This is a genomic window from Mesorhizobium sp. M0590, assembly GCF_040320905.1.
Lineage (GTDB): Bacteria > Pseudomonadota > Alphaproteobacteria > Rhizobiales > Rhizobiaceae > Mesorhizobium.
The window spans coordinates 11,183-25,373 of record NZ_JAMYQN010000024.1; the positions used below are offsets into that span (position 1 = coordinate 11,183).

The following is a 14,191-nucleotide window of genomic DNA, read 5'->3' on the forward strand; positions in this document are numbered from 1 at the left end:
TCCGCACTCAAAGAACCAGGCATCGTGCACGCAGTGCTGGGTTCGCTCAGCAGCGTCGAGGTAGCGATTGCAAGGAGACTTGCTCTCATTTTGCACACCCGCTCAGACCCAACACGCATTGCGCCGATGGTAGCTCAACCTGATAGGATGACCATGCGCGATTGCGATTGAGGATCAGGTAATGGCCGGAAGCGGTCCGATCGATTGCGGTAAGAACGCGCGAGAATGCAGACATCCAATCCGGGGTTCGAAGTCTCGAACTGACCCAACCCAGACGTTCCCGACCGCTGGAATACTGTCTTGAAACCGTGGAAAGAAGCCGGGGGCTTTCACTTGGGCTTGGTCCAGGCATTGCTCTCCGATCACTCCGCCAACGTTCCCTCGGGATAAGAAGCTGGCGTTGGGTGGTCCCACGGGGGCTCTGTCGCCAAGTTGTACGTCACGTGCGCACTTCACAAGCCACCCCGGCCATAGCGCCAATGCCAAGCATGCACTAACATTCCAGCTTGCCCCTTTGGGGCTGGCCAGTGATCTGTTCAAAGGGAAGTACCCATGACCAATCATTGCTGTGGACCGGGCTATGCTTCTCCAGCCGAGGCGATGACGGCACCTCGCGAAAAGCTGCTCTATACGATTGCCATCTACACCGGCACGGGCATTCAGAGGCCGGACTATCTGTGCACCATTGATGTCGACCCGGAGAGTTCGACCTACAGCCAGGTGATTTCGCGTTTGCAAATGCCGGGTATTGGCGATGAGCTTCATCACTCGGGCTGGAATGCCTGTTCGTCGTGCCACGGCGATGCGAGCATGGAGCGGAAATATCTGATCGTGCCAGGTGTGCGCTCGTCAAATCTGCATATTGTCGATTGCGGTACCGATCCGCGCAGCCCGACACTGTTCAAGGTGATAGACGGCGCTGAAATCAAAGCCAGGACTAACCTGTCGGCGCCACACACGGTGCATTGCCTCGGCTCGGACATCATCGTTTCCATGCTTGGTGACGCCCAGGGCAATGCCCCCGGCGGCTATTTGCAACTCAGCAAGGAGTTCGAGATTGTCGGCCGCTGGGAAAACTCCATGGGCAGTATCAAGTTTGGTTATGATTTCTGGTACCAGCCGCGACACAACGTAATGGTCAGCTCGGAATGGGCCGCGCCCAATACCTTCATGCCTGGCTTTGACCTGGAAGAGGTTGGTCATCTGAAATATGGCCGAGAAATCCATTTCTGGGATTTTGAAAAGAAGGAGCCAAAGCAAACATTCTATCTCGGTGAAGATGGCTTGATCCCACTGGAAGTGCGATTCCATCATAACCCCGACAGCAGTCACGGCTTTGTTGGCGCGGCCCTTTCTGCAAATATCATCCATTGGTGGAAGGACGCGGCGGGTGACTGGCAATGGGAAAAAATTGTCGATGTCGGCAATGAGCCGCATCCCGAATGGCCGATACCAATACCGGGCGTGATCTCGGTCATTCTGCTCAGCATGGACGATAGATACCTCTATCTGTGCAACTGGTTGCATGGCGACATTCGTCAGTACGACATCTCGGACCCGCACAACGCCAAGCTTACCGGACAAGTGTGGATGGGCGGACTTCTCGGACGTGCGCCTGAGGTCAATGGCGTGAAAGTGACTGGCGGGCCGCAGATGATACAGCTCAGCCTCGACGGCAAGCGCCTTTATGTGACGACCTCACTCTTCTCGACGTGGGATAATCAGTTCTATCCGGAAATCCGCACCAATGGCGGATGCATGCTGATGGTCAATTGCGATACGGAAAACGGCGGCATGGAAATCGATCCGCTATTCGTTGTTGATTTTGGTAAGGAACCAAATGGACCAAGCCGCTGCCACGAAACCCGTTATCCCGGGGGTGATTGCACGAGTGACATCTGGGTATGACCTGCTTCACCATCATTCTCGCCAATCAAGGCGGTGCGGCCTTTGACGTCGATCACCGCAAACCCCTCTTGCAAAGCTTGCGCGAGCAGGGCGTGGATCTGCCGTATGGGTGCAAGTATGGCGGCTGCATAACCTGTGCGGCCAAAATAATCAGCGGCAAAGTCGATCAAAAAGCGCAGCGGGCGCTGAACAACCGCCAGATCAACAATGGCTATATAATCCTCTGCGTCGCCCGCCCTATGAGCGACTGCACGCTGGAGGTCGGCGTTGAGAGCCACGACAAGCTCTATCGCAACCCCTTCCTTGACCCGCTGGCCGCTCATGAATTGAAAGCCGATATTGCGACCCCGTTGGAAGCAAAGAAATGACCCATATGAATCATGATGAGCCCTATTCGGAGGCTTATCTGCAAGACATTCTGAAATCGGTCAAAACCATCGCGATGGTTGGGGCCAGCCCCGATAAAACTAAATTTTCCTATGGGGTACTCAGGGTGCTGCACGAAATCGGCTACGACATGATCCCGGTCAACCCCAGTCCCGGTCTGGCTGAGATTCGAGGGCTTAAGGTGTACGCGTCACTAGCGGCCATCGACCGGCCTGTGGATATGGTTGAGGTTTTTCGCCGCTCCGAAGATCTGTTGGAAGTTGCACAGGAGGCCATCGCAATCAATGCCAAGGTTCTGTGGGGTCAGATTGGGGTGCGCGATGACGCTGCCGCCCAGTTGGCGGAGGAAGCGGGCTTGAAAGTGGTGATGAACCGCTGTCCCAAGATTGAGTTGTTCCGCCCCTTCTGGAAGCCAAAGCTGCACTTGGGAATATGACTGCAGGGGCGCAGAATTCGGGGTTGTCGCGGCAACCAACCTGTTCCCTCTGGAGTCTCAGACGTTGATTCTGCTAGCAGATTGAATTTTGCCCGAGGTACGATGCCAGATGATCGCTGAGATCACGCGCGTCGTCGCCAGCGCCGTCGATCAGAGCAGACTTGCGGCGGCGCAGAAACTGCGTCCCCATCAGGTACAGGCCCGGATGTTCCGCTACACCGCCGTCGTGACGGACGTGGCCCTTGCGGTCGAGGACCGGCAGTTCCAGCCAGGAGTAGTCCGGCCGGTAGCCGGTGGCCCAGATGATCGTCCTGATAGCGCCTCCGGCAAGATCGAGGCCGAGCGGCGGGTTGTCCTCGACACGGGTCGGCGGCGGACGATCCGGCGGCCCGGCCGTAGCGTCCAGGCCGTTGGCGCGCGCCCATTCGTCGATGAGGTCGAGCAGCCGTGCCATCTTGAGATCGGAAAGCGCGCACATGTTGCGCAACGACCCCGCAAACTGGGCCTTGCCGTCTTCGGTGATGCCGGCAAGACGACCGATGAGCCCGACGCCGAGGTCGTCGAGCGCATTGAGGTCGAGGGTGATGCGGTTGGGCGTGCCGGCAAGCTGTAGCGAAGGAACCCGTCGCGCCCGCCTGATGTCGTCCACCTCGTCGTAACGCTCGTCGAGCACGCCGGCGGCGTCCATCCACCATTCCAGGTCCTTGCCGCGATAGACGCGGGGCGCCCGGATGTGCTCGCCCACCGACAGGGTCACTTGACGCCCCGAACGCTGCAGCTCCTGTGCGATCTGGGTGCCGCTCGACGACGCGCCCACCACCATCACGCCACCGTCGGCGACCTGACCCGGATTGCGGTAGGACTGTGCCGTCAGCATGGCGACCGACGGCGGCACGCGGCTGGCGACGTCGGGCAGGCGCGCGATGTTGCACGCGCCCGACGCCAGCACGACGGTCCGACACCGCCACTCGCCGCGGTCCGTGCGCACAAGATATCCCGCCCCGTCGCTGCGAACCGAGGTAACGGTCGTGTGGGTTCTGACCGGAGCCGAGATCGCCTTGGCATAGTTCCCGAGGAAGTCGATCACCTCAGGCATCGTCCGGTAGCCGTCGGGATCGTCGCCGTCATAGCGGAAGCCCGGCAGCCGGCTCTGCCAGTTCGGGGTGAGCAGCCGCAGTGAATCCCATCGCTCGGTGCGCCAGGTATGGGCGATCTCGCCGCGCTCCAGCAGCACATGGTCGATAGAGCGCTCTGCGAGGCAGCGGCTCATCGCGAGCCCCGCGTGCCCCGCGCCGACGATCACTGTGGTGACGGAACTAATCGCACCCTCTCATCAGGAGAGTCTACGGTTCGAAGCGCCTTTCAATTCACCACGACCGTGACGTTCGTCGGATTGGTGACAATGTCATAGACGGCCGACCGCTTCTGCGACTGAGCGACGATAGCCTCGATGTCCTCGCGCTTGGCGTCGGCGTCGATGTTGTATTTCACCGTGATGCCGCTGAAGCCGTTGCGCACGTCGCTGTCGATGCCGAGTATTCCGGCGAGATCCATGTCGCCTTCGATGGTCGCCTTCACCGACTTCAACTGGATGTTCCGGTTCTGGGCAACCGCGGCGATGCCGGCGGTCAGGCAACTCGCCAGTCCGACCAGCACGTATTCGACGGGCGTGGCGCCCTTGTCCTGGGAAGCGAAGACCTCCGGATGGTCTGCGTCGAATGTGAAGGTGGTCTTGCGATGCTGATCCTCGCCGAGACCGTAGAAGCTCTCGACCGACGAGTGGCTGTGGGTGCCATCCTTCCATTCGCAGGCCGCGCGCCACTTGAACTGCGCTGCCTCCGGGGCGTTGGTAAGCGCTTCGCGTGCGCCGAGCAGCGCCTCTACGTTAACGCCGTTGTTTGCCTGTACTTCGGAAGCCATAATTATTATCCTCCCTACCTTGCACTGGCTCAAAAACCCGACCGATCTCACTGACCTCCCGATCAGATTTCACCATGGCGCGGCATGCTATGGGTCGCGAAGCGTTTCTTCAAGTTGTTTCCGCAGCGGAATGTTCGCCCTCGTGTGCCGAGTTGTGCCTTTGCAGGCTCTGGCGCGACCACGACCTTCAGCGTGGTCAATTGCAGTGTCTGCTTCCGGGCGGAGGCAAAGTTCGCCTCTATGGCCGACATCAGGCGCAGAGCAGACGGTCGGGTTTCTAACCCGGAGCGACAAGAGCTGACCTTTGGTCGGCGCAAGTGTCGTCCTGACGTGACCCAATGCGGTCTTCCGTTGCGAGCGTTGCTGGGGCTGCGTTAAGTCGGTCGGAGGCCAATGGTATTTTCAATGGAACGCTAATATACATGGAAACCCCAACGAGCAGCGCCTGCCAGATACTTGAGGAATGCCATGCGAAGGCTCATCTTCACGGCGATGTGTATCGCCGCCGCAACAGCCGCTAACGCCCATGATTGGTACGAAGATAAGATTGACCCACAGACCAAATTCAAGTGCTGCGGCGGTTCAGATTGCCGCGCCATACCTCGGTCTTCGGTGCGGTCCAGGGTAGACGGCGGGTACACTTATTTGCCGCATAATTTCACCATCCCACGGGACCGTGTACAGGAATCCCCGGACGGGCAATACCATATCTGCGAAAATAAATATGTTGTAACCAACCAGCTGTATTGGCGTTGCTTCTTCGCACCTCGTGTCGATGTGTCTATACTTCTAAAGCATTAACCGCGCATCGCTTCCGCAACTTACATAAGCAAGATGCTAGTCCATTAATTCTGTTGGACTTTCTTCAAAATCGCCGAAGCTCAAGCGGTGCGCGACTGCCCCAGCGATTTCATTGGGTACGTCGCGGCTATCGAGAGCCTGCGCGCCCTGGGCGTAACTCCATGGGGCGCTGCCGCGGGTGACTTCTGGGCGCGCTCCGCAAATTCGGTGACAGTCCAGATTTTATCATGTCGGCGCGGCCGTGGTTGTGTAGATTGGCTGCGTGGCCCGCCTTGCCCGCATTGTTGTTCCAAGTCCACTCGCCACGTGACGCAAACGCGGTAACGGCTGGCGATTTCGACCACGATGGACAGCCAAGCGATAGGGGATAACTGGCGCGGGATCATCAGCACGGTTCATGCGGGAGCGGCATTCGCCGGATGAGATAGCTGCCGCTGCAGTCTCGAATTTGACGCATCAGCACTTGCAAATCGTCAGCCGAGGTCTTTTGCTCGCGCGATAGTTGCCCTTGACCGTTGAATGGTTGGCGAACAGATGAACAAAATCGATCGACGGCGGCCAGAGTCAGAAACGGACGCCACCGTAAATGCCGCAAGACTTGGAACTCGGCTGCGCCTCGCCCGCCAGACACGCGGCATGACGCTGAAGACGCTGGCCGCGGCTGCGAATTGCTCGGAAAGCCTGCTGTCCAAGATCGAGAACGGCAAGGCTTCGCCGTCCCTGCCCATGCTTCACCGTCTGGTCGAGGTTCTCGACACCAACATCGGCTGGATGTTCGAGCAAGTCGACGACGACGAGGCGATCGTATTCCGGGCGGGCGCAAGGCCTTTGATCGCGCTCGACGCGCTACGGCGTGGCGAAGGAATTTCGCTCGAACGCATCATCCCGTATTCGCCTGGCCACCTCTTACAATGCAACATCCATCACATCGAGGCAGAGGGCTCGAGCGAAGGTCCGATCCAGCATGCCGGTGAGGAAGTCGGCTACGTGCTCGCCGGGCGGATCGAACTGATCGTCGACGGCAAGAGCCATGCTCTCGCCACGGGTGATGCCTTCGTGTTCAGGTCGGAGCTGCCGCATCATTACCGCAACATCGGCGAGGAACGCGCTAGCATTTTCTGGGTCAACACGCCGGCGACTTTCTGAGCAACGCTCTGCGTTCATTTGGATTGACAAATATTCAAGTCTCTTGAATGCTTGCCTCGTGCCTGTAGCACCAACGGGACCAGCCGAGGTCTGGTCCGCAAGCAAGGGGAACCGAAATGCGTCTGTTCAAACTTCTCGCCGGCTGTGCCGCCGCCATTGCCATGGGCTCGGCAGCCATGGGATCGGCGCTTGCCGATACGTTCGCTCTCGTCAACATCAACCAGCAGGCCCTGTTCTTCAACCAGATCAACGAGGGCGCGCAAAAGGCAGCCGACGCCGCTGGCGCCAAGCTGGTCATTTTCAACGCCAACAATGTGCCGAGCGCGCAGAACGACGCGATCGAGAACTACATCACGCAGAAAGTCGACGGCATCATTCTGGTCGCCATCGACGTCAACGGCGTCAAGCCTGCGATCACTGCAGCCAAGACGGCCGGCATTCCCGTCATAGCCATCGACGCGCAGATCCCCGACGGCGACAATATTTCGTTCATCGGCGTCGACAACACCAAGGCCGGCGAGGACATCGGCAAATTCTACGCCGACTATGTGAAAACCGATATGGCCGGCAAGGCCAAGATCGGTATCGTCGGCGCACTCAATTCATTCATCCAGAACCAGCGCCTCGACGGCTTCAAGAAGGCGGTGACCGAAAGCGGCCAGGCCGTCACCTTCCTCGACACAGTCGACGGCCAGAACGTTCAGGAGACCGCGTTGAGCGCTTCGGAAAACCTGATGACCGCCAATCCGGACATGAACTCGCTCTATGCGACCGGCGAACCGGCCTTGCTCGGCGCCGTTTCGGCGGTGACCAGCCAGGGCCGCACCGGCGACGTCAAGGTGTTCGGCTGGGATCTGACCAAGCAGGCCGTTCAGGGCATCGACGACGGCTGGGTGGTGGCGGTCGTGCAGCAGGATCCGGCCGGCGAAGGCAAGGCCGCGGTCGAAGCGCTGGGCAAGATCAAGAAGGGCGAGAAAATCGACCCGATCATCAATATCCCGGTGACGATCGTGACCAAGAAGAATGTCGACCAATATCGCGCGATGTTCAAGTAAACTGCGTCGGCGACCGAGCCGCGGCGCCGCCCGAGGCTGCGCCGCGGATCCCTTGCAATCGCGTGGAATTCCAGATGAGCAGTGGCCAGACCTATCGGGTGCGGATGAGCGGCATCTCAAAGCGCTACAACGCCATCCAGACGCTCGATGACGTGTCGCTGACGCTGAAGCCGGGCGAGGTGCTGGGGCTGGTCGGCGACAATGGCGCCGGCAAGTCGACATTGAGCAAGGTGCTGTCGGGGGCAGTGGTTCCCGACGCCGGCACCATCGAAATCGACGGCAAGCCGGTGATCTTCAGCTCGCCGGCGGACGCACGTGCGGCGCGCGTCGAGATGGTCTACCAGGACCTGTCGCTCTGCGATACGGTCGATGTCGCCGGCAATCTGTTTCTCGGCCGCGAGCCGCGCCGCCGCATCGCAGGCATTTCCTTTCTCGACAAGAAGCGCATGCATGACGAGACGCGCCAGATGCTCGATCGGCTCGGCATCGTCATTGCCGACACGCGGCTCAAGGTCGAAAACCTCTCCGGCGGGCAGCGCCAGTCGATCGCGATCGGCCGCGCCGCCTCGTTCGAGCCGGCCGTGCTGATCATGGACGAGCCGACGGCAGCGCTTGCCGTGGCCGAAGTCGAGGCGGTGCTCGAACTGATCCGCGCGGTCAGTGCGCGCGGTGTCAGCGTCATTCTGATCACCCACCGGCTGCAGGATCTCTTCCTCGTCTGCGATCGCATTCAGGTCATGTATGAAGGGCGCAATGTCGCCGAGCGGCTGATCGGCGACACTAATATCGAAGACGTGGTCAATCTGATCGTCGGCCGCAAGTTCAATGCGCGTTCCGCCACCAATGGCTATCGCGGTGGAGCGCCGGCATGAGCGACGCGATCCACACCGCCCAGCCCTCACGAGTACGCAGGGGCACCTGGCGCGATGCGCTGCTCGCCAATGGCAGCGTCGTCTCGATCGCGCTGTTCTTTCTGGTCGTCTGCATCATCTTCTCGGTTGCGACCGACGCGTTTCTGACATCGCCCAATCTGTTGAACATCCTGCGGCAGTCGGCGCCGCTGCTGATCGTCGCCGCGGCAATGACTTTCGTCATCACCACTGGCGGCATCGATCTTTCGGTCGGCTCCGTGCTGGCGCTGGTGGCGACGCTGTCGGCGACGCTTTTGCAGTTTGGCCTGCCGTGGCCAGTCGTTATCCTCGCCATGTTGGCGCTCGGTGCCCTGCTTGGGGCGGTACAGGGCTATTTCATTGCCTATGAGGGCATCCCGTCCTTCATCGTCACGCTTGCCGGGCTTTCGGTGATCCGTGGCGTGGCGCTGCTGATCACCGGCGGCTATTCCATCCCCATCGAGCCCGGAAGCGCTTTCACCGTGCTGGGCCGCGCCTGGTTCCTTGGCGTGCCGGTGCCGGCGCTGATCGCGCTGGCGATCCTGGCCATCGCGTATCTCGCCTTCAACGAGACGCCATTCGGCCGCTATGTCACCGGTATCGGCGCCAATGCCGAGGCGGTGCGGCGCGCCGGCGTCAACACGCGGCAGACGACGCTCTTCGTCTATGTGATTTCCGCCATCGCGGCAGCCCTTGCCGGGATCATTATTGCTGCCCGGCTTGGATCGGGATCTTCGAATGCCGGCCAGGGTTTCGAGCTGGAAGTCATCGCCGCCGTCGTGCTCGGCGGCACCAGCCTGTTCGGCGGCCGCGGAACGATCATCGGCACGGTGCTCGGCGCGCTGACGGTGGCCGTCATCGGCAACGGCCTGATCCTGGCGCATCTGTCGCCTTTCCTGACGCCGATCGTCACCGGAACGATCATCCTGATCGCCATCTGGCTGAACTTCCGCCTGTTCCGCGGCGCCGTGCGGAGCCGTTGAGCCGATGAGCGATCTGTTCGATGACGCGGTGCCCAGGCGGCGGCTGCCAATCGGGGTCGAAACCGGCCATGTGATGACCGTGCTCGGCCCGGTTCCGGTCGAGGAGATGGGCATTACGCTAATGCACGAGCACATCTTGCTCGATGGGGCGCGCAGCTGGAAATGCCCCTGCCATCCCGATGACATGGCGATCGCCGAGCAGCCGGTGAACATCGAGATCATCGGCGAGTTGCGCATGAACCCATACGTCAACCGCGACAACGTCTCGCTCGACGACGCCGACCTGGCGTTGTCTGAGCTGCAGCGCTATCGCGCGTTGGGCGGCCACACCGTCGTCGATGCCACCAATATCGGCATCGGCCGCGCCCCCGAAAAGCTCGCTCGCATCAGCCGCATGTCCGGCCTGAAGATCGTCATGGGCACCGGCTTCTATCTCGAGCACACCCATCCCGAATGGCTGAAGGCGATGGATGTGGACGCCGTGACCGAGTTCATCGTCAACGATGTCGGCGGCGGCGAGACGCAGCCGCCGATCATGGCCGGGCTGATCGGCGAAGTCGGCGTCAGCAAGGATTTCACCGCCGAGGAACGCAAGTCGCTGCGAGCTTCGGCGCGCGCCTCGCGCATCACCGGCGTGCCGCTGTCGATCCATCTGCCTGGCTGGGAGCGGCTGGCGCACGAGGTGCTCGATATCGTCGAGGCCGAAGGCGCCGATCTTCGCCACACCGTGCTCTGCCACATGAACCCGAGCCACGACGATCCCGACTACCAGAAAAGCCTCGCCCGGCGCGGCGCGTTCCTCGAATACGACATGATCGGCATGGACTATTATTACGCCGACCAGGACGCGCAATCGCCCTCCGACGAGGAGAATGCACGCGCCATCGCCGCCCTTGTCGAGGCGGGCTTCGGCGACCGCCTGCTGTTGTCGCAGGATGTGTTCCTCAAGATCATGCTGACGCGCTTCGGCGGCTTCGGCTATGGCTATATCCTGAAGCATTTCATACCGCGCCTAAAACGCCACCGCGTCGAGCAGCCGGCCATCGACCGCATGTTGATCGCCAATCCGAAAAGCGTATTCGCGCGGCTCTAAGCGGCCTGGAATTACACTGGAGTTCAAATGTCCAAGAAGAAGATCCTGCTTGCCGGCGAATCCTGGGTGTCGACCGCGACCCATATCAAGGGTTTCGACCAGTTTCCGACCGTTACCTACCACACCGGCGCAGACGAGTTGCTGGACGCGCTGAAGGCGACCGACTTCGACGTGACGTTCATGCCGGCGCATGAGGCGCAGCGCGGCTTTCCACAGACCATGGAGGCGCTGTCGGCCTATGACGCGGTCGTGCTCTCCGACATCGGCGCCAACACGCTGCTGCTGCATCCCGACACCTGGGTCCACTCCAAGCCGACGCCGAACCGCCTGCGCCTGCTCCGCGATTACGTCAGCGGCGGCGGCGGTCTATTGATGTTCGGCGGTTACTACAGCTTCCAAGGCATCAATGGCGGCGCGCGCTACCGCAAGACGCCGGTCGAGGACGTGCTGCCGGTGAACTGCCTGGCCTACGACGACCGCGTCGAGGTTCCCGAAGGTTTTGCGCCGGTGCCGAAACCAGGGTCGAGCCATCCCATCCTCAGGGGCCTCGGCTCGGACTGGCCGATCCTGCTCGGTTTTAACGAGGTGACGCTGAAGGATGGGGCCGAGGTCCTGGCCAGCGTGTCGTCGGACTATGGTTCGCTGCCGCTGCTTGTCACCGGCCATTACGGCAAGGGCCGCACCGTGGCCTGGACATCCGATGTCGGGCCACATTGGCTGCCGCCGCAATTCATCGCCTGGCCAGGCTACAAGACCCTGTTCGAACAGATGCTGGGCTGGGCGACCGGTGAGAGCTGAGCCATGCATGTCCACGTCGTCGGCAATGCCTGCCTCGATACCGTGTTTCGCGTCGGCCGCTTCCCTGCCGCGGGCGAGACCTTGAATGCCGTGAGCTATGCCGACGGGCTCGGCGGCAAGGGCGCCAACCAGGCAGTCGCAGCAGCACGGACTGGTGCAGAGGTGACGTTCTGGACGGCGCTCGGCAAGGATCCCGCTGGCGCGTGGATGAGGAGCCGCCTCGACAGCGAGCTGTCAGGCCTTGAGGTGAGCGAATTCGAGCTGCCGAGCGACCGCTCGACCATCGTCGTCGATCGAGGCGGAGAGAATTTCATCGTCAGCGGCGTCGCCTGCAGCGAAGCCTTCGATCCGGTGGCGCAAACAGCACTTGTCCGCTGGATCGCTCCCGGCGACATCCTCGTCTGCCAGGGAAATTTACGGACTGCCGTGACCAATGCCTGCCTCAGAGCAGCAAAGGGAAACGGTGCGCGCACCGTTCTCAACGCCAGCCCGATCGACACGGCCTCGCTGCCCGATCTCGGCCTGGCGGAGGTTCTGGTGGTCAACCAATCCGAAGCGCAAATCTTGACCGGCCGGGATGACATGACAGCAGCCGCTCACGCGCTGGTGGCCAAAGGCGCAGGCGCCGTCGTCATCACCCTCGGTGCCGCAGGCTGTATCGTGCTTGGCACGGACCGGACGGAACCGCTTCGCTTGCCGGGGCAGCGAGTCGAAGCGCTCGACACCAGCGGCGCGGGCGATGTGCTCTGCGGCTGTCTGGCCGGTGGGCTTGCCCGGAGCATGCCGGTCATCTCGGCGCTGAAGCTGGCGCTCGCCGCTGCCGCAATCGCCGTGACACGGCCGGGCACTCTGGCATCCTGTCCTTCCGCCTCCGAGATGGCGGCGATCATCGATCAAATGGAGCTCTCATGACCCCGCTCGGCCAATCTGGCGGCAACGCGCTCGTGGACCTTTTCGGCCGCACAAAGGTGGTGATCGGCGTCGTTCATCTGGCGCCGCTGCCCGGCGCGCCGCGCTATGACGGCGAGGGTATCGAGGCGATCTACCAGCGCGGGCTCGATGACGCCAAAGCCTATCTCGACGGCGGCTGCGACGGCGTCATCATCGAGAACCATGGCGACATCCCCTTCGCCAAGCCTGATGATATCGGCCCGGAGACGGCGGCCTATATGGCGGTCGTTTCCGACCGCATCCGCCGCGAACTCGGCAGGCCGATCGGCATCAATGTGCTGGCCAATGCCGCGATCCCGGCCTTGGCGATCGCCAGCGCAGCCGGCGCCGGCTTCGTCCGAGTCAATCAATGGGCGAACGCCTACGTCGCCAATGAGGGGTTTGTCGAAGGCGAATCGGGCCGCGCGGCACGCTACCGCGCCAGGCTGCGCGCCAACGGCATCCGCATTTTCGCCGATGCCCATGTCAAGCACGGTGCACACGCCATCGTCGCCGACCGCCCGGTGGAGGAACTGGTCAAGGACCTGGTCTTCTTCGACGCCGACGCCATCATCGCCACTGGCCAGCGCACCGGTCACGCCGCGGATTTGGGCTACATAAGTATGATCAAGCAGGCCGCCGGCCTGCCGACGCTGGTCGGCAGCGGTGTCACCCCGGATAACGCCAATGATATCCTTGCCATTGTCGACGGGGTCATCATCGCCAGCGCGCTGAAGCACGACGGCGTCTGGTGGAACCAAGTCGACTCTGCTCGAGTAAAGGCTTTCATGGGTGGTCTGAAGCGATAGCTGACTACCCTACCAAGGGGCTTGCGGTCCAGCTTGATCAGAGACGACGGACGGGCGCAGGATACCGCGCGACCCGATCGTCGACGGTCAAAGTAATGCCTTCCACAATCGATTGAGCAATGAGGATCCGATTGAAGGGGTCCTTGTGGATGGGTGGAAGCCCCTCCACTGCAATGGCATGCTCGCCGGTGATTGGCAGCTTATCATAGCCATTGTCGATCAGGCCCCGACGGAAAGACGCGCATCGACCTTCAAGTCAAGGCGGCCCAGACCGCGTTTAATGGCAATCTCCCAGGGGAGTTGCGGCGCTGAACGTCAAGTGGTTATCGGCATTCTCGATCTCAGCGAGGGCTGCGGGCGGGAGCTTTTCGGGCTCGCCCGCAGCCCAGAGCAGAAGATGGGTATCGAGAAGAAGTTTCATGCATCGCCGCCAAACAGCTTCTCGATTTCGTCATCGGCCATGCGATCAAAATCGTCCGGAACTGAAAACTGCCCGGCCATAAACCCCACCCGACGCATTTCGCCGGCGGCAGGTGCGTCTATGGCAACGACCTTGACCATCGGCTTGCCGGATTTGGCAATAATGAAAGATTCGCCTTTGGCCGCCCTGTCGACAAGACGAGACAGATGCGTCCTGGCCTCGTGGATATTGACGGTGCGCATTGCGGGCCTCATGACTTAGTCCATGCAACTTAGTCTACATGGGGCCCCCGATTTTCAAGCGTATTTCAGTCAGTGAAGGATGCTGGAGGTGGCCGACCCTCTCGGATCGGCCGCATGGCACGACTTCAACAAAGACGCGCAATCGATTTGTCTGAACTGCATGTTTGTTGGGACTACGTCTCACCTGATGTTGGCCGAACCTGTTGGTCCGCCATGCGACGTCGGAGTTCACAGGAGCGATTTTTGCCGAGCAAATGCTCTACGTTGCGCTAGGGGCCGAAAGCGAAACGTCCGCTTTTAGGGCGCTGCACCACGGCGGCGACGAGCCCGACACTGTAGCGAAGGCGATCGACGCGACGGGCGCCAAGGGCC

At 61.2% G+C, this 14,191-nt stretch carries 15 protein-coding genes; 11 read left to right on the forward strand and 4 right to left on the reverse strand.

All coding sequences use genetic code 11. The annotated features are described in order from the left end of the window. Positions 1–552: 552 nt before the first annotated feature. From NKI52_RS28160 to NKI52_RS28170, 3 genes are read left to right on the forward strand one after another with little or no spacing between them, the layout of a single operon-like run. The gene (locus NKI52_RS28160; RefSeq protein WP_352645692.1) at positions 553–1,908 is read left to right on the forward strand and encodes a selenium-binding family protein; all 1,356 of its coding nucleotides are present in this window, start codon (positions 553–555) and stop codon (positions 1,906–1,908) included. Further along, a complete protein-coding gene (locus NKI52_RS28165) occupies positions 1,905–2,276 on the forward strand; it encodes a 2Fe-2S iron-sulfur cluster-binding protein (protein ID WP_352449195.1) in 372 nt (123 codons plus the stop codon). The genes NKI52_RS28160 and NKI52_RS28165 overlap by 4 nt, the downstream gene beginning before the upstream one ends. Positions 2,277–2,281: 5 nt before the next feature. Continuing rightward, positions 2,282–2,731, forward strand: coding sequence for a CoA-binding protein (locus NKI52_RS28170; protein WP_352645845.1), 450 nt, complete (start codon positions 2,282–2,284; stop codon positions 2,729–2,731). Between the two features lie 73 nt (positions 2,732–2,804). On the opposite strand, the gene NKI52_RS28175 is transcribed toward NKI52_RS28170, so the two are convergent. Beyond that, a complete protein-coding gene (locus tag NKI52_RS28175; RefSeq protein ID WP_352693467.1) occupies positions 2,805–4,034 on the reverse strand; it encodes an NAD(P)-binding domain-containing protein in 1,230 nt (409 codons plus the stop codon). Between the two features lie 59 nt (positions 4,035–4,093). Then, positions 4,094–4,651: an OsmC family protein gene (locus NKI52_RS28180; protein ID WP_023679231.1), complete on the reverse strand. Its 558-nt coding sequence runs from the start codon at positions 4,649–4,651 to the stop codon at positions 4,094–4,096. A 1,335-nt stretch (positions 4,652–5,986) separates the two neighbouring features. Here NKI52_RS28180 and NKI52_RS28185 point away from each other — a divergent pair. The 8 genes from NKI52_RS28185 to NKI52_RS28220 all read left to right on the forward strand — a co-directional run bounded on the left by NKI52_RS28185 (position 5,987) and on the right by NKI52_RS28220 (position 13,156). Continuing rightward, on the forward strand, positions 5,987–6,598 hold the full coding sequence (locus NKI52_RS28185; RefSeq protein ID WP_023679230.1) for a cupin domain-containing protein: 612 nt from the start codon (positions 5,987–5,989) through the stop codon (positions 6,596–6,598). Between the two features lie 116 nt (positions 6,599–6,714). Then, a complete protein-coding gene (locus NKI52_RS28190) occupies positions 6,715–7,653 on the forward strand; it encodes an ABC transporter substrate-binding protein (protein ID WP_023679229.1) in 939 nt (312 codons plus the stop codon). Positions 7,654–7,727: 74 nt separating this feature from the next. Then, a complete protein-coding gene (locus NKI52_RS28195; RefSeq protein ID WP_352449199.1) occupies positions 7,728–8,525 on the forward strand; it encodes an ATP-binding cassette domain-containing protein in 798 nt (265 codons plus the stop codon). Then, positions 8,522–9,526 carry an ABC transporter permease gene (locus NKI52_RS28200; RefSeq protein ID WP_023679227.1) on the forward strand — a complete coding sequence of 335 codons (1,005 nt, stop codon included), beginning with the start codon at positions 8,522–8,524 and terminating at the stop codon, positions 9,524–9,526. The genes NKI52_RS28195 and NKI52_RS28200 overlap by 4 nt, the downstream gene beginning before the upstream one ends. A 4-nt stretch (positions 9,527–9,530) precedes the next feature. Next, positions 9,531–10,619, forward strand: coding sequence for a phosphotriesterase family protein (locus NKI52_RS28205; RefSeq protein ID WP_352700404.1), 1,089 nt, complete (start codon positions 9,531–9,533; stop codon positions 10,617–10,619). A gap of 27 nt (positions 10,620–10,646) precedes the next feature. Continuing rightward, on the forward strand, positions 10,647–11,417 hold the full coding sequence (locus NKI52_RS28210) for a glutamine amidotransferase (RefSeq protein WP_023679225.1): 771 nt from the start codon (positions 10,647–10,649) through the stop codon (positions 11,415–11,417). A 3-nt stretch (positions 11,418–11,420) separates the two neighbouring features. Beyond that, complete coding sequence (locus NKI52_RS28215) at positions 11,421–12,329, forward strand: ribokinase (protein WP_023679224.1); 909 nt, start codon at positions 11,421–11,423, stop codon at positions 12,327–12,329. Then, positions 12,326–13,156 carry a BtpA/SgcQ family protein gene (locus NKI52_RS28220; protein WP_023679223.1) on the forward strand — a complete coding sequence of 277 codons (831 nt, stop codon included), beginning with the start codon at positions 12,326–12,328 and terminating at the stop codon, positions 13,154–13,156. The genes NKI52_RS28215 and NKI52_RS28220 overlap by 4 nt, the downstream gene beginning before the upstream one ends. A 277-nt stretch (positions 13,157–13,433) precedes the next feature. Here NKI52_RS28220 and NKI52_RS28225 read toward each other — a convergent pair whose 3' ends face one another. Beyond that, a complete protein-coding gene (locus tag NKI52_RS28225; protein WP_352700405.1) occupies positions 13,434–13,577 on the reverse strand; it encodes a PIN domain-containing protein in 144 nt (47 codons plus the stop codon). Beyond that, positions 13,574–13,819, reverse strand: a complete 246-nt coding sequence (locus tag NKI52_RS28230; protein WP_352700406.1) for a type II toxin-antitoxin system Phd/YefM family antitoxin — start codon at positions 13,817–13,819, stop codon at positions 13,574–13,576. Before NKI52_RS28230 ends, NKI52_RS28225 begins: the two co-directional genes overlap by 4 nt. Positions 13,820–14,191: the final 372 nt, after the last annotated feature.